A 17,343-nucleotide genomic window follows, 5' to 3' on the forward strand; every position below is an offset into this window, starting at 1 on the left:
AATGAATTTAATTATTTAAAACTTATATGACTGATTAGTAACAGGGCCAATCTAAGGATATTCAAATAAGATTATAAATTTATTAGGATGTTTTATACTATTAAAACTAAACTAGTTTAGTTTTTAATAGTATAAAACATCCTAATAAATTTATAATCTTATTTGAATATCCTTAGATTGGCCCTGTTACTAATCAGTCATATAAGTTTTAAATAATTAAATTCATTCATATTGATATATACTTATCTAGTAGTAAGTAAATTTCAAGGAACAAAATATGATTTTAAAAAATAAATATTTAGCTTTAACCTTTCTTCTCAGCTTGATTGGTTGTAAGTTCTTTTTTACTGATGAAGAATTTCACACAAAGTATTCAGGAACACTTGATAAAATAAACTCCATGATGCTGAATGCTAGTGAAATAGCTAGGAAAAATATTTTTAGTGATAATCAACATTCAGAAAAACATCTATCTAAAATTAATAGCAAAAGTACAAAAGATATATCACCTAAACAAACTGAACCTCAAAAAAGTATATTAGTTCCAACTCCCTTTGAGACAAAAAAAGAAGAATTCAGTTTACCTGCACACAAAGATATTACTATTATAACTACTGAGACAAGCCAAAGTAAAAGTTATTCTAATAATAATAACATTATTGATAACGCTTCAATCAGTACTTCAAATACTGATGAAAATATAACAACACAAAAAATAGCCATTAATATTCCTACAAAAACAGATTTAACTCATACAACAGAACACAACAACATATTAATACTAAATGATGATACAACCTACTCCAGTCAAAATAATATTAATAATCCCTCTCATCAAAACAATAAGACAGTTGAACACCAATCAAATGCAAATATTCTTCTCAAAGGGAACAGTAAGACTTCTCTGAATGCATTAAATGGTGAATCACATAATATTCAATACGAATATACCTATAACTCACATTATGACTCAAACCCAATAATATCGGGTTTATACTCTGACAGTCCCATAACAGTTGAAGAATATGAATTTGACAAAGATGAGAATGAAGATTCTAAGCTAGAAACCAGATTAGACAACCAATATAAATTTAAACTAAAGAATATCACAGATAGTGTTGAGCAAGCACTTAAAATAGCTGAACAAATAAAAAATGACTTGGATACAATTGAATTCCATAGAATCAAATTAAGCAATTATTATGGAATAAGAGCTGAAGAACATGAAAAACAAATGGCAAGAGAAGAACTCTCCAAATTTACAAAAGATAAATTAGAAGCGGATCTTAAAAAACTCCTAAGTGAAATTGAAAAGAGTTTAAATGCAGCTACAATACTTATTACTTATAATGATTATGGTGGAAATTTACAAAGTGACCTGTCTGCAAAAACAAAATTAGATGAACTCAAAACTGAAGTAAGTTCTTTAATTACAAAAATACAAGAATTTAATAACAAAGATCTCCAAGCATACCCAGATTATAAAGATTATCAAACATACCAAGCATTAAAAAATCCATACTCAAAACTTACATTAGTAAAAAACTTACTTACTCATACAAATATTGTTGCTAGATAAATAGTACTTTTACTCACTCTAAATAAAAAATAGGAAGATAGCTAAACATAGCCTATCTTCCTTTGTATTTAAATATCATTAATAATTACTTAATTGTATCTAGAACACCTACAATCTTATCATATACTGATTTCATTCCAGGAATTTTAACTGTAATGAGATCTTTATATTCTTTCTCAACATGCTTTATTAATTTCTCACTATCAGAATCAATACCATCTGTCTTGGCTTTATAAGATGCAATAAGACTACCTACAGCTTTTATAAAAGCTTCTCTTTGTGACTTAATTTCGTCAAACTTTGTTTTAACTTCTTTTAAATCAACAAGACTCAATTTATCAAGTTTATCTTTACTCTTTTCTACTTTATCAATTATTTTCTCAAAATTAGATTGAAGATGTTCTCTCCCTGCACTCATTATATCCTTAATCCATGTACCCTTGTTTGTACCATCTGATTCGATATTTTTAAGAATCTTTGCAAAGTCTTTTATTTTCTCTTTATCGTATTTCAAAGAAGAATAAAATAATCTTCTTGCTTCCTTATTCTCATCATTATCTAGTGTCTTATTATTAACAGTATTTGTCACTGCTTTAAATACTTCATCCTTCATTCCATATTGAGTTCCATCCTCAACTTCAGTCTTATCTTTATTTACTACTTTAATAAGACCTTCGGTATCCTTTTTAAGCTCAGATATTAATTTTTCCTTCTCAGCAACATCCTTATCTTCCTTTGCTAGTTCATCTATTTGAACATCATCTACAACCTTTTCTAAACCATCGACATTAACTTCTTTGTAGGGCTCATCTCCTTGAACACTATCTACAACCTCTTTTGGAACATCTTTGTTCACTTTTTTATTATCCAATAATTTAGAATTTAGATCACAAGATACTAATCCTACAACTAACAATGTAAATATAAATAAGTTTTTTCTCATAAATATTCTCCTTCCTTGAAATTAATAATGATTATTATATTAAATAATAATCATTATTAATTTATAATATATATCACTTTGTTTAAAATACAAATTTTTAATTAAAATTTCTGACTTTTTTTTATTTTCTATTACTTTACACTACTATTATTATTAACTATTCTTTTTATCTTGATATTGTTCGGTTATGATTTTGGTGCAAACAACTATACCCCCTATATAATTGCTAAAATGATTAAAAATAGATTAATACCAATTAGTATAATTTTATATACATATATAAACAAGAAAACATATTTCCCGTCTGACCTTTTAAATCACAAGAAAATCTTTACTTTAAATCACCTTGATTATTTACTACTGTCTTTGCTCTATAAGTCTTTATTGTTATTTTTTATTTTAAATTTCTTCAATTCCAGTAGCCTTTACAAATAATTTACACTCTTGATTAAGTATAGATTGCAACAAAACATGATGCATTAACATAAAATATAAACATTACTTATTCAAATAGACTTGTATGTTCATTTCTCATTAAATAATCTATAAGCTCATCACATTAACAATCCTCTCTCATCGCCTTAAATATTCTTGCACCACTACCTCACATAATCAACAAGCTTTATAAAGCCTTTATCTAAAACCTTATATTCCTTATTTAATAAATCATCTTTTTCGATATCAGCATTCAAAAACAATTACCCCTCAAAGCTTTAAAATAATTTAAAACAACAATCTCTACTCTTATTAATATCCTTAAAATGGGAATATAAAATAAATACACAGTCAAATCTTAAAGGTAATTGGTTTGTAAAAACTTCTTTAAATAAAATCAATAAGAGTTCCTTTATAAGGAACTCTTATTGAAAATACTAATGTTATAAAATATTTAAATCTTTACCGTCTCTATCTTTCAAGATTCTCTAGAACGGACTTTGCCTCATTAATGATTTCTCTATCTCTTTCTTTATTCCTATTGCTTCTCCTATATTAGAAGAAAGATAAAATCAAACGATCTCTGACTTATCAATAAACAAATCCTTTGAAAGTTGTTTTTCATAAATCAACCGAACAAAATCTAAGAGAAACTCATGTTTAAAGGTTTCTCTTTTTAAAATTTAGCATTCAAGAATGTTTTTAATATTCTTAATACATTTTCTATTTATCAAGCTTGGTTAAAGAGAATTTTGTATCCTTAATAATATCTTCTGTATTTTTCCTTAACCCTGTTGCTTCACCTATACTAGAAGAGGAAGATTCTACTTGCTCTAGAGAACTTTCTGCATATCTTCTTGCATCCTGGATAATGTTATTGATATATCTCTTAAATATCTATTTGTTACTTTTTCTAATCTATTGGTAATAGCTCTATCTAAAGTTTTTGTGCCTGTTCAAATAATGCTTTAGCAGACTCTATTTCACCAATTGCAATATCAATTTTACTCATAATATTTTCAACATTAAAAATTTCCTCTTTTAATTGCCCTTCTAAGCGACTTAAGCCTTTCCTTTTTTCCCTATTATTCTTAAAATCTGTGCCCAGTAATTTTTTTTCATCTTGGATTTTCACATATAAATCTTGAAGCTCGGTTCTCATTTGTCCATATTTACCTCTCATGTTATGTGCATTTTCAATTAATGATGAAAAACCAGAAGATCCAATAGCATTTTCTATATCTTTAATTGCTTTCTCTGCTTCTTTTTCACACTCAGTACTTGGAACTAAATCCTCTTCTTTTATCTCTCTTTTTACTTGGGAATAGTATATCGGCTCTAGAATCACTGAAACTTCCGCATTAACAGATACTAAGGAATCCACAGGAATGACCTCCATGCCTGGTATCACTTCAAGATCATCGATAATATCAGCTTGTTCCTCTTTATCTTCCTGATTTTCTTGTTTATGGTTTAAATCTTTATTATCTTTGCTTTCATCTAAAAACTTTTCCCTTGCTTTATCTAGCAATTCATTAAGGGCATTTATATCACATGATAACAAACATAATAATGTTAACATACATACTGATAAAATACTTCTCTTCATATCTCCCTCCTGGGATATCAAATTATTTAATTATTGAATCTCGATATTGAAATATAATAATTACTGGTAAATATACACCTTTTATTTTAAATTTCAAATAAATTATTAAAATAATACAATACTCTCACTTTGACCTACTTAAAACACAACAAAACTATTTTATTAAGTAAATTTATACAATAAAGAACAAAAATATAATCTTAATATAAAACTTGTAATCAATTACATCCAATTTACACCTTAAAAAACAAATAATTAAAAATAATTAACTAAATTAAACATATCATTCAATAAAAACAAAAACTAAGAAACCTAGTTCCTACCTTTACTTTCCAAATAATTCTACTCACTTACTAATCAAAACTAATCTCATCAATCATTTACCACTTAGCTAAAAAGGTTTAACTAGATCCTATTTATTTATCTTTAGTACAAATATTTAATGCGTCACAAAAATGCAAAGAAGGAAAACAATTCTCATAAAAAGAAGAGTTTTCCTAAAATGACTTTATTTAGTAGATTATTTAAATAGATAATTTATTTAGTAGCAGCGGGTTGAATAGTAGCACTAGCTTCAGTTGATTCAGTAGTAGTTTCAGAATATTGTATTCCCTTAACAGCTTCTCTTATCTTATTTAGATTGCTTCCTACTGTTTTCCTAATTATAAAATCAAGTATTCCTAATACCTTATTTACAGCACTTACAGCAGCAGCTTTAACTACTTCAACATCACCAGCCGCAGCACTAAATTTACCATCTTTAGTAATAGCCTTAAGAGCTACCGCTGCTGCCAAGTCTGCATTTGTTTTAGCACCAGCTCCATTAGCATCATTAGCATTAGTACCAGTAGCTAATGTTCCAGCGTCTTTATCGTTACCAGCAAGAACAGCGGTATTAGTTGTAGAATTTTTAATCTTATCAATCATTGCCCATGGGTCTGCCTTAGCTACTTCAGCTGCTAATTTATCACCAGCGCCCTGACCTGCATTATTACTCCCAATTGCAGCAGGAGCAGTAGCAGCAGCAGCATTTACTGCATTACCAGCATCTCCAGCTTCAATCTTTACGCCTGATTCTTTAGCAGTCTCAATTATAGCTTTAACTTCTTTAATAATAGCATCAACACTAGTTTTATCAGCAGCAACTGCAGCCGAAGCACTAGCAGTATCCCCAATATCAGCACCATCATTAGTTACATCAGATAATTTGGTTACAGAGTCAATTAGTTTTATAAAAACATCACTAGCACTGTTAATTGCACCCTTAACAACTTCAATTGTGCTACCATTAGCATTTTTTGTTTCAGAGATTTCACTTGATAGCTCTTTTAACTTCCCATTAGTATCTTCCAAACCTTTTTTTATTTTCTCAAAGTGTTCACCAACTTTACTTTTCTTATCACCAGATTTAACTACAGTAAGTCCAAAAGTATCACCAATAGCATTACCAAAAAAACCAAAAATCTCTTGAAATCCTTGACCTATTTTGATAAGTGAATCAAAGAAAGAAATTTTAGATTCAACAGCTAATTTAACTTCTTAAGTTTGATTACAACAATATAGAAGGCATCTTAGATATAAATCTAAGATGCCTTCTACTCTCATCACTAAATAATCTAACTATCTAGTTTACTGCTGAGCTACTGCTTTTGGCTCTCTTGCTTCATCTATTTTTTCTTTCTCTGTTTTAAACTGTCTTTTTAAATATATCTTCTACTGCTACTAATAACTTATTTACTGCTGTTATCCCTACTCCTTGCACTTCTTCTTTACCTCCTGCATTACCAACTGCTGCTCCGGCAGCACCTGTTGTTAAGACCTTAGCTCCATCTTTTGCATCAACCCCTATTGATCGCTGGGATAATGTCACATTACTCTCTTTCGGTTTATTAATCCCTGCTCCTTCTGCTGTGTCCACGAACCCTTTAAATGCTTTAAAAGCTTTCTTTAATGCACCTTCATCTGCTGCTATTCCATTTTGGTTATTTGCTACATCAACTACCTTGTTAGTAGAATCACCTATATCGTTGAAAGATTCTAAATAAGTTTTTAATGTGTTTAAAGTAGTCTTAGCAACATCAACTGCACTTCTAATTGCTATGGCTATTGATCCATTTTTAGCTCCTTCTATTTCTGACTTCTTTGATACTTGCTCTAATTCGTCTGATGCTTGTCCAAGCTTTGCACCTAAACTGTTAAAAGAACCTCCTACATCCTCTTTCTTTGTAGTTGATTTAACAGTAAAGCCTAATGTATCTGAGAGTAACTCTAAAAATGAATAAAAGGCATTTTCAGCAATTCTACCTACTTCCATTAGCACTGTACTTAAACTCCCAACCCCTTGTTGCTCTCCTCCTGCTGTTCCAGGATTACCTGAGTTTGCAGCCTGTTGACCACTGCCACAGCTAAGAAGTAAAAATAAAAGGAAAACGAATCTCATGAAGAGAAGGGTTTCCCTCAAATGACTTTATTTAGTTATGTTTATTAATAATTTTTTATTGTTGCTGTCCACTAACTGTTGCGTCTGCAGGTGTAGTAGAATCTGCAGATTTATCTTCTTGTGTAACTGTAGCAAGAGCATCACTTATTGACTTTAAACCACCATCCACTGTATTTCTTATTGCAAGCATAAGAGTGCCAAGTGTCTTTGAGACTGCACTTACTACTGCTCCATTTACTGCATTGGCATCTTTAGCATTGTCACCATTCTTAGCAGCAAATTTACCATCCTTTGCCATTGCTCTTAAAGCTATACCCGCAGCAATAACTGCATCTTTCTTCGCTACATCTTTAAGCTCTTTATTACCATCTTTCTTAGCAGCAGCAATACCTGCTGCAGTCTTTACTGCTTCTTCAACATTCTTGCTATTATCAGCAGTCTCTCCAGAACTAGCAATGGCTTGCAAGATATCAGCTCCACTTACTGCTCCAATTGATGCACTTGCTGCTGCAGCCTGTGCCTCTTCAGCAGCATTGCCTTTATCATTAAACAACTTACCAATCTCCTTTTTCTTATCTCCAGCATCTCCTATCTTATCAGCAGTAGCATCACCCTTATCTTTTAATACCACATCAACTATTTCTTTAATTCCTTTAACAAGAACATTGACACTTGTAGCATCTGCATGTACAGCATCCTGATCTGCAGTAGCACCACCAATAGCATCACTACCTTCAGCACCTTTTGCTGCAGTCTTTGCTCCTTCTGCAATTTTATCAAGCGTCTCAGTGATAAATGTATCAACAACAGATTTAATTTTTGAGTAATTACCATTCGTAGCAACTTTCTCTTGTAATTTCTTTTTAACAGATGTCATAGTGTCAGCAATTCTAGTAAAATACTGACCAATGTCAGATTTTTTAGTATCTGCTTTAATACCAAAAGAATCAGCAACCATATCAGAAAAGGAAGTAAAAACATCTAAGAAACCTTTACCTAAATTAGCAATAGAGTTTAAGAATGTGGTTTTAGGATCTTCCACCTTAGCACTCCCACTGCCACAGCTAAGAAGTAAAAATAAAGTCATCAATAATGCACTTAAAGTAATTCTTTTCATTATTACGTGCCTCATTTTTTACTCAAGGAAAGACAGATATAGCTAAAAAGAAAACAAATCTCATGAAGAGAAGAGTTTTCCTCAAATGACTTTATTTAGTTTATGTTTATTGTTATTAATTCTGATTATTAGTTTTTAATTTCAGGAATCTGCTTATCAGTAGTTACAGGAGTATCATTAGGATTAATCTTCATAGCATCTTTAACAGTCTTAAGCCCTATGTCAATAGTATTTCTTATTGCTATTGTGAGAGTATCCAATGCCTTAGTAATAGCACTTACTGCTGCTCCCTTAACTGCTTTCTCCGCATCAGCATCACCATTATTAACATTAGCAAATTTACCATCCTTAGCCATAGCTCTTAAAGCTATACCCCCTGATATGGTCCCATCTTTAGAATTAACATTAATAGCATTAGCAGCACCATTATTCTTAGCTAACTTAGCAGCATCACCATTGTCTTTAACAATAGCTTGCAAGATATCAGCACCAGTTACCGCTCCTACTGCTTTAACTGCATCAGCAGCTGATTTTTTTGCAGCATCAGCACTAGCAGCAGCTGCATTACCAAATAATTTACCTGCTTCACCAGCATCGTTACCCCTTGCAGTAGAACCATCTTCAGCTTTTTTATCATCTCCAGCATCAGCACTTCCTATATTTTTAAGCACTACATCTACAATAGTTCCAATCCCTTCACTAAGAGACTTAACTGAAGCTTCTTCGGCTTTAGTACCAACACCAGCAGCACCACCTTTAACAACATCACCAATTGATTCACCAGCATCACCAATAGCCTCACTAGCAGTCTTAGCCCCTGGATTATTTTATCAAGAGTATTAGTAATTAGAGCTTTTACAGCAGTATCAGTAGCCTCTGCATTAGGATTATTTTCAGATTTCATGTCAGAAACAATTTTCTCAAGTTTATCCTTAGTACCTTGTACAGTCTCTTGAATTTTTTTAAAGTAGTTCCCAACATCAGATTTCTTAGTATTAGTATCAAACCCTAAAACACCTCCAACCATATTAGAAAAGGAAGTAAAAACATTTAAGAAGTCATTACTTAAACTAATAAGAGATTTTAAGAATTTATTCTGAGGATCTTCAGTCTTAGAACTGCCACTCCCACAACTAAGAAGTAAAAATAAAGTCATCAATAACGCACTTAAAGTAATTCTTTTCATTATTACGTGCCTCCTTTTTCTCAGAAGAGCAAGATGATTAACAGGCTTTGATAAACATAAAAATAAAAACAGAAAATAAAAAATAGATACACCTTTATTTAAAAAGACTTTGGGGAATGTAACAATGCTCAAAGATAAATTATCATTAATAAAATAATTTATTGGTTTTGGTAAAAAAATAACTGATATGTAGTCAAAGAAAGAAAAGGTTTACTTAATTTAAATTCATCTATTTAACAATGAATAGACTATGGATATTAATGTTAAAAAAATTCCTATGTTAAGGGTAATAATAGTTCCAAACATCCAACCATGAAGTCTTAATGGACTCTTAAGTTCAGATGTGGTTTTATCAAGTTTACTATCAAGCTCCATTTTGTTAACATCAATCTTATTATCCAAGTCTTTGATGTCAGATTTTAATTCATTCCTAACAATGTCTATTTTGATATCAAGTTCATTGAATTTAGTATCAATCTTGATGTTAAGATTATTCTCAACAGAGTCTATTTTGTTATCCAGGTCTTTAATATCAGATTTTAACTCACTTTTAACGTTGACAATTTTATTATCAAGGTCTCTAATATCGGCTTGTAAGGTTGCTTCTACCTTTTCAAGCTTAAGGTTAAAAGTAGTCTCTAAATACTCAATATCCTTGTAAGTCAGTTCATTTTTATAATATCTATAAGATAAATCAATAGCAATATCTCTATTAATACCAGCTTTAGTAAGTTCTGCTATAACCATTTGCTGAGTAATAACAGGTTGTGCAAGACCCATAAAAATCTCCTTATGTAATTATTATATAATATTTTAACTATTATAGGAACTTTATGTTAGTAAAACGTGATTTAAGAGAGTCCTTAAATCTAACATAAAGTGGTTAGTCTATTTTCTTTAGTGTATCAAAAAGCTCAACTGCGGTCTTACAATCAATCTGTTGTTAAAGGATTGCTGTCAATACTATTTAGACCTGAATTATTAGATATAGATAAAGGAAAACAATTCTTATGAAGAGAAAAGTTTTCCTCAAATGACTTTATTTAGTTATGTTTATTAATAATTCTCTATTGTTGCTGTCTACTAGCTGTTGCGTCTACAAGTGTAGTAGAATCTGCAGATTTATCTTCTTGTGTAACTGTAGCAAGAACTGCATTTATTGACTTTAAACCACTATCAACAGTATTTCTAATAGCTATTATAAGAGTACTTAAAGTTTTACCAACAGCACTTGCCGCTGCACCATTAACTGCATGAGCGGATTTCTCTTCATTATTCTTAGCAGCAAATTTACCATCCTTAGCCATTGCTCTTAAAGCTATTCCAGCAGCAATAACAGCATCTTTCTTTGCTGCTTCATCTTTAATTTCTTTATTATCATCTTTCTTAGCAGCAGCAATACTTGCAGCACCTGTCGCCGCCTCAATATCTTTGATATTATCAGCAGTCTCTCCAGACTTAGCAATAGCTTGCAATATGTCAGCACCAGTCACTGCTCCTATTGATGCACTTGCAGCAGCAGCTTGTGCTTCTTCTCCTCCATTATCTTTTCCTCCAAACAACTTGCCAATTGATTTTTGCTCTGATTCTGCAGTCTTAGTAGCTTCTGCACTCCCTTCATTGTCTTTTAAAATTACACCAACTATTTCTTTAATTCCTTTAACTAGGGCATTGACACTTGCAGTATCTGCCGGTGCAGCATCTTGTCCTTCTTTAGTAGCACCACCAATCTTATCTTCTCCTGTAGCCCCTGTTGCTGCGGTCTTAGCTCCTTCTGCAATTTTGTCTAATGTGTTAGTGATAAAGTGCTCAACAACTGTTTTAAGTTTTGGATAGCTACCATTCGTAGCAACAACATCATTTAGTTTGGCTTTAACAGATGTCATAGTGTCAGCAATTTTAGTGAAATACGCTCCTACCTCACTTTTCTTAGTCTCCGCTTTAATACCCAAAGCGCCAGCAACCATATCAGAAAGGGAAGTAAAAACATCTAAGAAACCTTTACCCAAATTAGCAATAGAAGTTAAGAATAAGGTTTTAGGATCTTCCACCTTAGCACTCCCACTGCCACAACTAAGAAGTAAAAATAAAGTCATCAATAACGCACTTAAAGTAATTCTTTTCATTATTACGTGCCTCCTTATTACTCAGGGGGCAAGATATAGATGGGGGACAAGATATAGGAAAAGGAAAACGAATCTCATGAAAAAAGAAAAGTTTTCCTCAAATGACTTTATTTAGTTATGTATTTGTTATTAATTCTGATTATTTGCTTTTAGTTTCAGAAGTTTGCTTATCAGTAGTTACAAGAGTATCATTAGGATTAAAATTCATAGCATCTTTAACAGTTTTAAGTCCCACGTCAACAGTTTTTCTTATAGAAATAGTTAAAGTACCCAATGCTTTAGTTACTGCACTTATAATTGCACCTTTAGCAGCAGTAACATAATCAACACTATCAGCAGTAGGACCAGCAAATTTACCATTCTTAGCTATAGCTGTTAATGCAATAGCACCTGCAATAGTTCCATCTTTAGCATTAGCCTTAGCAGCATCAGCAGCTGATTTGCACCAGCAACATCTCCGGCGTTATCGTTAGCAAATAATTTACCCGCACCATCATTAGCGGTTCTTGCAGTAGAACCATCTTCAGCCTTTTTATTATCCCCCGCATCAGGATTACCTTTATCTCCAGTAGCATCACCTTTAAGTATAGCTTTTTTTGTGTCATCATCAGAAGCATCATTTTTACCAAGAGCAGAATTCTCAGCTTCCAATTTCTTTATGAATGCATCATTATCGGTCTTTACAGCAGTAATCTTTTGTTTTAATTCATCAGAGATTCCATTTGTTTGTTCCAATACTCCCAATTTAGTTTTCACAGCTGATATTACACCATGAACCCCTGCAAGCAATGCCCCATTCTTATTATTTTCAGTATCCAACCCCCCACCATTTTTAATTTTCTTACCAATAGCTTTAGCAAGCTCATCAATGGACTTAACTAAGGTATGAACTTCTTTAACACTCTGAGCAAAAGCGACAGAATCGGTAATGTTTTTAGTTATTGTAGCTAGGTCAAGGATTGTGCCATCAGATTTAGCTGCTTGTCCATCTTTAGGAGAAGTCCCTGAATTATTACAAGACATGAGTAAAAATAAAGTCATCAATAACGCACTTAAAGTAATTCTTTTCATTATTACGTGCCTCATTTTTCACTCAGAAGGGAAAGACATAAATAAAAGGAGAACAACTCTTATGCAGAGTCATGTTTACTTCCATTTTTAAGTACCCCATCTACAATTGATTTAATTTCTTTTACTAAACTATCAACATCATCTTCTTTGGTACCATCAGCTACAACATTGTCAAATAGCTCAGAACCAACATCACTAAAACAGTTATTAGAGTCTTGGATTATCGGATATATTACATCTCAATTACTCTTTCTCTCTTATTTATTTTTGTCACGTTTTTTTTTGTATCCTTCATTTAATACTCCTTAATCACTAATATATAAAAAATATTTTTACGAAAAGAAAAAAGGGATATTTACATTTTATCGACAATTGCACTATCATAAATAGTAGCAATTAAGGAGTATTAAATGAAGGATACAAAAAAAAACACCAATAAACACCAACACAAGTTAATCGTTTTAATATCTACGCTAAATTACATGAATTTAAAGTTTAAAAAATACACCCAAAGTGACATACTTTATTATTTCAATAATAATATGAAAAAAAATGGCCAAAAAACTGCTAAACTTAAAACTCTACAAAATTATCTTTACAAATTAGAAAAAGTATTAAGGGTTACAATTAATTATCACAGACATTTAGGTGTTAATATGGGAACTGAAATTCATTACAAACTTAAGTACCCTAAAAAAGAATGTTACCGCATAACCAATAAACACTTTAAAGATAAAAAAGAAGAGAAACATCAAAAACGCATTAATGCATATCTTGAAAAGACTTGTATTAAAAATAGCAATGTAGAAAAAGAGGAGTGTTTATATAATAATATATATAATAAAGAAAAGAAGAAAGACACAAAATTTATAGAAAGACTACAAATAAAAAAATACGCTAAAAAGTGCTGTTTTAAATCAAATACTTTTTTCTCTATTCTGAATTTAAAATTAGAAAAAAATATTAAAATCGAAATACTTAAAACGCTTAAAAAAACTGAAAACTTTATCCAAAACAGCATACGTGCAAGTATCAATAATACAAAAACAATAAAAAATAAAATTGAAAACAAAAGGTTAAAATTAAATAAAATATTAGATAAAACAAAGATTAGTTTAGAAAAGAAAGGATATAACAGCAAACAGTTAGAAATACAAATACAAAAAGTATATGAACAATATAAAAACAAGCCCCACTTTATCATAGAAAAAGATAAATACAATGACTTAAAGAAAATAATAGGAAAACTTAGAGATTCAACCAAACTTGTTAAGTCAAATACAAAAAAAACCGAGGAAGATATCAAAAACAACATATTTAGTATACTTCTTGATCAGTTAAAATATAAAGTAAATACATCGGTATTAATCCCCATGTTAAAAGATTATTTAAATAAACAGAACAAATTAACATATAGTAAAATATTTAGTAACTATTATTACTATGAGCTTTTAGAGTTAATAGAAGGTAATAAAAATTATTTAAAATTAGTAGAATTTGGAGAAAATTACAATTAAGGATAAGTCATGGAAAGTATATTAGAGCGTCTCAAAAAAAAGAAATTAGAAATTAATGATAAAGGAAATGAATCAATTTTTATTAAAATGGAGAAAAGTAATAATAGAACAATATATCATACAAGAATTATAATGGATTTCTATACATTTGGAGTTAATAGAAATCAAAAAAACAAATTCTTTATTGCATTCAGAAGTTTGTTTAATATACAGAAAATCCATGAATTTAACTTATTTCCCTTAAAGGGAGATGATAAATTTTTAGGTATTTTTTACGGTCATAAAAAACCTTTGCAAGGTATCATAACAGAATATGAGGAAAATGGAATTATGAAGGCATCTACACTTTCAAAAGTTTATTACATAGAATTTAGATTTAAAAAGGGAAGTGTTTTTTGTTACATTAAAGGAATTGCTCGTTTAATTAAGAAAGAAAAATCAAAAACACAATATAGTCAATTTCTACTTGAACTAATAATCAATTTAGAAAAACAGGTATATGAATTTTATGGTAAAAATTTACCAAGCGGAGGTATTATAAACAAATGGATAGAAAAAAACCTACAATAATCACTATTGCGTCAATTAAGGGAGGTGTTGGAAAAAGCACAAGTGCTCTCATATTTGCAACTTTACTTGCCCAAAAACATAAAGTACTTTTAATAGATATTGATACACAAGCATCAGTTACAAGTTATTTTTATAGAAAAGTAAAGGAGTTATATACAGATTTAGTTAATAAAAATATTTATGAAGTGTTAATCGATAAAATATCTATTAATAAATCGATTATCAGTATTGATAGTAATTTAGATTTGATTCCAAGTTATGTCACTTTGCATAAAGTAAATCGAGTTGCTTATAAATATATGCTTAAAGAATTTAAATTGAAAATTGAAATAGGAAGATTGGAAAATAATTATGATTATGTAATACTAGATACTAATCCCAGTTTAGATTTTACGTTAACAAATGCTTTAGTTTGTAGTGATTATGTAATAGTTCCGATGACAGCAGAAAAATGGGCAGTTGAAAGCTTTGAAGTTTTGGATTTCTTTATCAAAGAATTAGAAATATTTTTACCTATTTACATACTTATAACAAGATTTAAAAAAAATAATACACACAAATATCTTCTTGATATCTTAAAATCTAAGAATAATTTTTTAGGCACTATATCTGAAAGAGAGGATTTAAACAAAAAAATAGCAGATAATTGTAAATTTGATTTATGTAAAGATTATATGAAAGAATATGATAAAATATTGAGTACTTTTTTATATCATATAGATAATAGTTTATATGCAAAAAATAACAAAATAAATTTTTCCAACCGTTGGAAAAATTACAAAAGGAATTAATAATATGGAAATTAATAGAAGAATAATTAGTAACGATACAAATATTATACTTAATCATAGTCAAATTTTGTCTTTAGAGGAAAAGAGAAAAGAAAGATATAATGAACTTAAATTAAAATTAAAATCAAATTTCAAGGAAAGTATTTGTAATAAATTAGAAGCAATGAAAATTCTGAAAGAAATAAAAGATAATGATTATTATAAACTTGATGGTTATAAGAAATTTAGCGAATTTTTAACTTCTTATAATGTAGCAAAATCCCAAGCCTATAATTACTTAAAAATTGCAACAGCTATAGAAGAGGGCATTCTGGAAGAGCAATATGTATTAGAAAATGGGTTTAGAGAAGTTTTATCTTTAATCAAAGATAAGGAAGGTAAAAATTTAAAAAAATCAAGATTAAATCCAATAAGGCCATTAAGATTTCAACTTAAAAGTCAAGATAGTTATGATTTTTATAAAAGTAATACCAAGTTTACTAGTTACTTTTTAGATAGGGTTTTTGAAGATGAAAAGGAATTTCTTCAAAAATTTATGAAAGAATACAAAAATTTAAAAAATAATAAATAAGGAAATGATATGAATAATTTAGCAAAAATATATGAAACGGGAGATTTGAGAGCTGGGTTTTAAATAAAAGGTTTACTGAAGAATTAGTAGGTTTTATTTCATTTCACAATGATAATTTTGATTTTGAAATCATACTAGAAAAGATGAACCCATTATAACAATAAATCATTAGTATAGAAAAGAATTTACAAAAAGGTATAGTCTGATTTAGATATCAAGAGATATCATATCTATAATAAATAAAATTTTTATAAGCCGAGAGAGTTAGGGTTGATTTTATTTTAGTTTTATTGTAAACTACATGTTAGTAGTATTCTTGTTTACTACCTTAATTGCTATCATTTAATTAGCTTTTAGAGCTTGATTAAGCATTTAAAAAAGGGTGTTTAATTAAGCTCTAAAATTTTATGTTCCTATCTCTTGAGTTTAGTAAAAGATTAGTTAAAATTCTCAAAAATTGATTCTAAAGTTAATAAAATGATTCAATAAAATTGTCGAAGATTGGAAGTGTACGACTTACTTCAAGTCAGGTGATAGTCATTGTTATAGTTTTTCTTTTATGTTTTGTTTGGTGAATATTATAGGAACATACCTGTATGGGGAGATAAACCAGTATTTATGTTAAGGGAATGTGAAGTTAGTTGTCTATATAGAACTTTTTCAGATGCAGTGTTTGAGAGTCCGCTATATATAGGAAAAAAGTTAAAAGGTATTTTGTTTGATGATCTAAAGATAATGGATAATTTTTTACTAAAATGAGGCGGGATTGATGATTTTTGGGGTATGTAATTTTTTATACCAAATCAAAACTTAAAACAGTTGAATATTGGACGAAGTTATAAATTATTGTTTAACAAAGACTGAGATTGATCCAAAAGTAGTAGTAGTTTTGTTCATATTTTAATATATGGACGATTTAACTATGGTAAAAAAAGTCTACTGAAATTATTTGGTTATATAGCAAGTGATGAAAATTTTAGTTTATTTGCCAGTAAATATAGTCCTCTATTTCATTAAAAGATAAGCCTCCATCTTAGATGCTTTTCTTTATCTAGGTTTTAATTTTGAATATTTTTTGTACGTAATTTAAGTAATAGGTATTATTGATACGAATATACTTTTTAAATAAATTGATGCTTAACATCAATTTATGCTCAGACTTTAGTATTGATATATCAAGCAATTTGTACCATGTATTTGCTCTTGTTTGAGAATTACATAAAAATTTAGCATAAGGTTGTTTGGAGAATAAAATTATTTTGAAAATCAGTCTCTCATCTAAGGTGGACGGGTTTAATGGTCTTAATATGGCATTGCTCATCAAAATTTAATTCCTTTTCACCTGTTAACTTTTGCTTTTTTGATTTGATATTGAGGTTTTATTTTAA

At 29.6% G+C, this 17,343-nt stretch carries 12 protein-coding genes and 5 pseudogenes; 6 read left to right on the forward strand and 11 right to left on the reverse strand.

The window, feature by feature from the left end; all coding sequences use genetic code 11:
* Positions 1–277: 277 nt before the first annotated feature.
* Complete coding sequence (locus BT0_RS05430; RefSeq protein WP_088895156.1) at positions 278–1,579, forward strand: hypothetical protein; 1,302 nt, start codon at positions 278–280, stop codon at positions 1,577–1,579.
* A gap of 85 nt (positions 1,580–1,664) precedes the next feature.
* On the opposite strand, the gene BT0_RS05435 is transcribed toward BT0_RS05430, so the two are convergent.
* The 10 genes and pseudogenes from BT0_RS05435 to BT0_RS06060 form a co-directional block, all read right to left on the reverse strand.
* A complete protein-coding gene (locus BT0_RS05435) occupies positions 1,665–2,522 on the reverse strand; it encodes a complement regulator-acquiring protein (protein ID WP_088895155.1) in 858 nt (285 codons plus the stop codon).
* A 1,372-nt stretch (positions 2,523–3,894) separates the two neighbouring features.
* Positions 3,895–4,566: a P12 family lipoprotein gene (locus BT0_RS05445; protein ID WP_088895241.1), complete on the reverse strand. Its 672-nt coding sequence runs from the start codon at positions 4,564–4,566 to the stop codon at positions 3,895–3,897.
* A gap of 537 nt (positions 4,567–5,103) precedes the next feature.
* Positions 5,104–6,171 (reverse strand): annotated as a pseudogene (locus tag BT0_RS05450) (variable large family protein).
* Between the two features lie 24 nt (positions 6,172–6,195).
* Positions 6,196–7,006 (reverse strand): annotated as a pseudogene (locus tag BT0_RS05455) (variable large family protein).
* Between the two features lie 55 nt (positions 7,007–7,061).
* Complete coding sequence (locus tag BT0_RS05460; protein ID WP_145954734.1) at positions 7,062–8,123, reverse strand: variable large family protein; 1,062 nt, start codon at positions 8,121–8,123, stop codon at positions 7,062–7,064.
* Between the two features lie 128 nt (positions 8,124–8,251).
* Positions 8,252–9,309: pseudogene (locus BT0_RS05465) on the reverse strand (variable large family protein).
* 225 nt (positions 9,310–9,534) lie between these two features.
* Complete coding sequence (gene bdr / locus BT0_RS06050; RefSeq protein WP_236842878.1) at positions 9,535–10,089, reverse strand: Bdr family repetitive protein; 555 nt, start codon at positions 10,087–10,089, stop codon at positions 9,535–9,537.
* 287 nt (positions 10,090–10,376) lie between these two features.
* Positions 10,377–11,435 carry a variable large family protein gene (locus BT0_RS05475; protein WP_215533929.1) on the reverse strand — a complete coding sequence of 353 codons (1,059 nt, stop codon included), beginning with the start codon at positions 11,433–11,435 and terminating at the stop codon, positions 10,377–10,379.
* A gap of 139 nt (positions 11,436–11,574) precedes the next feature.
* Positions 11,575–11,996: pseudogene (locus tag BT0_RS06055) on the reverse strand (variable large family protein); the annotation flags it as partial.
* Between the two features lie 45 nt (positions 11,997–12,041).
* Positions 12,042–12,521 (reverse strand): annotated as a pseudogene (locus tag BT0_RS06060) (Vsp/OspC family lipoprotein); the annotation flags it as partial.
* Positions 12,522–12,916: 395 nt separating this feature from the next.
* Here BT0_RS06060 and BT0_RS05485 point away from each other — a divergent pair.
* The 5 genes from BT0_RS05485 to BT0_RS05890 all read left to right on the forward strand — a co-directional run bounded on the left by BT0_RS05485 (position 12,917) and on the right by BT0_RS05890 (position 16,714).
* Complete coding sequence (locus BT0_RS05485; protein ID WP_088895243.1) at positions 12,917–14,023, forward strand: plasmid maintenance protein; 1,107 nt, start codon at positions 12,917–12,919, stop codon at positions 14,021–14,023.
* Positions 14,024–14,032: 9 nt separating this feature from the next.
* Positions 14,033–14,593 carry a DUF226 domain-containing protein gene (locus tag BT0_RS05490; RefSeq protein WP_088895244.1) on the forward strand — a complete coding sequence of 187 codons (561 nt, stop codon included), beginning with the start codon at positions 14,033–14,035 and terminating at the stop codon, positions 14,591–14,593.
* Positions 14,569–15,384 carry a ParA family protein gene (locus tag BT0_RS05495; RefSeq protein WP_088895245.1) on the forward strand — a complete coding sequence of 272 codons (816 nt, stop codon included), beginning with the start codon at positions 14,569–14,571 and terminating at the stop codon, positions 15,382–15,384. The genes BT0_RS05490 and BT0_RS05495 overlap by 25 nt, the downstream gene beginning before the upstream one ends.
* Before the next feature lie 4 nt (positions 15,385–15,388).
* A complete protein-coding gene (locus tag BT0_RS05500) occupies positions 15,389–15,955 on the forward strand; it encodes a chromosome replication/partitioning protein (RefSeq protein ID WP_088895246.1) in 567 nt (188 codons plus the stop codon).
* Positions 15,956–16,573: 618 nt separating this feature from the next.
* Positions 16,574–16,714: a hypothetical protein gene (locus BT0_RS05890; protein ID WP_161491452.1), complete on the forward strand. Its 141-nt coding sequence runs from the start codon at positions 16,574–16,576 to the stop codon at positions 16,712–16,714.
* Between the two features lie 292 nt (positions 16,715–17,006).
* Here BT0_RS05890 and BT0_RS05725 read toward each other — a convergent pair whose 3' ends face one another.
* On the reverse strand, positions 17,007–17,276 hold the full coding sequence (locus BT0_RS05725) for a hypothetical protein (RefSeq protein WP_145954735.1): 270 nt from the start codon (positions 17,274–17,276) through the stop codon (positions 17,007–17,009).
* Positions 17,277–17,343: the final 67 nt, after the last annotated feature.

It is taken from the genome of Borrelia turicatae 91E135, assembly GCF_000012085.2.
Taxonomy (GTDB): Bacteria; Spirochaetota; Spirochaetia; order Borreliales; family Borreliaceae; genus Borrelia; species Borrelia turicatae.

Excerpts from the sequence above, each read along its gene's own strand:
- BT0_RS05445 (WP_088895241.1), bottom strand. The coding sequence starts at position 4,566 with ATGAAGAGAAGTATTTTATCAGTATGTATGTTAACATTATTATGTTTG.
- BT0_RS05490 (WP_088895244.1), top strand. The coding sequence starts at position 14,033 with ATGGAAAGTATATTAGAGCGTCTCAAAAAAAAGAAATTAGAAATTAAT.
- BT0_RS05460 (WP_145954734.1), bottom strand. The coding sequence starts at position 8,123 with ATGAAAAGAATTACTTTAAGTGCATTATTGATGACTTTATTTTTACTT.
- BT0_RS05435 (WP_088895155.1), bottom strand. The coding sequence starts at position 2,522 with ATGAGAAAAAACTTATTTATATTTACATTGTTAGTTGTAGGATTAGTA.
- BT0_RS05725 (WP_145954735.1), bottom strand. The coding sequence starts at position 17,276 with ATGAGCAATGCCATATTAAGACCATTAAACCCGTCCACCTTAGATGAG.
- BT0_RS05890 (WP_161491452.1), top strand. The coding sequence starts at position 16,574 with ATGTTAAGGGAATGTGAAGTTAGTTGTCTATATAGAACTTTTTCAGAT.
- BT0_RS05495 (WP_088895245.1), top strand. The coding sequence starts at position 14,569 with ATGGATAGAAAAAAACCTACAATAATCACTATTGCGTCAATTAAGGGA.
- BT0_RS05500 (WP_088895246.1), top strand. The coding sequence starts at position 15,389 with ATGGAAATTAATAGAAGAATAATTAGTAACGATACAAATATTATACTT.
- bdr (WP_236842878.1), bottom strand. The coding sequence starts at position 10,089 with ATGGGTCTTGCACAACCTGTTATTACTCAGCAAATGGTTATAGCAGAA.
- BT0_RS05475 (WP_215533929.1), bottom strand. The coding sequence starts at position 11,435 with ATGAAAAGAATTACTTTAAGTGCGTTATTGATGACTTTATTTTTACTT.
- BT0_RS05485 (WP_088895243.1), top strand. The coding sequence starts at position 12,917 with ATGAAGGATACAAAAAAAAACACCAATAAACACCAACACAAGTTAATC.
- BT0_RS05430 (WP_088895156.1), top strand. The coding sequence starts at position 278 with ATGATTTTAAAAAATAAATATTTAGCTTTAACCTTTCTTCTCAGCTTG.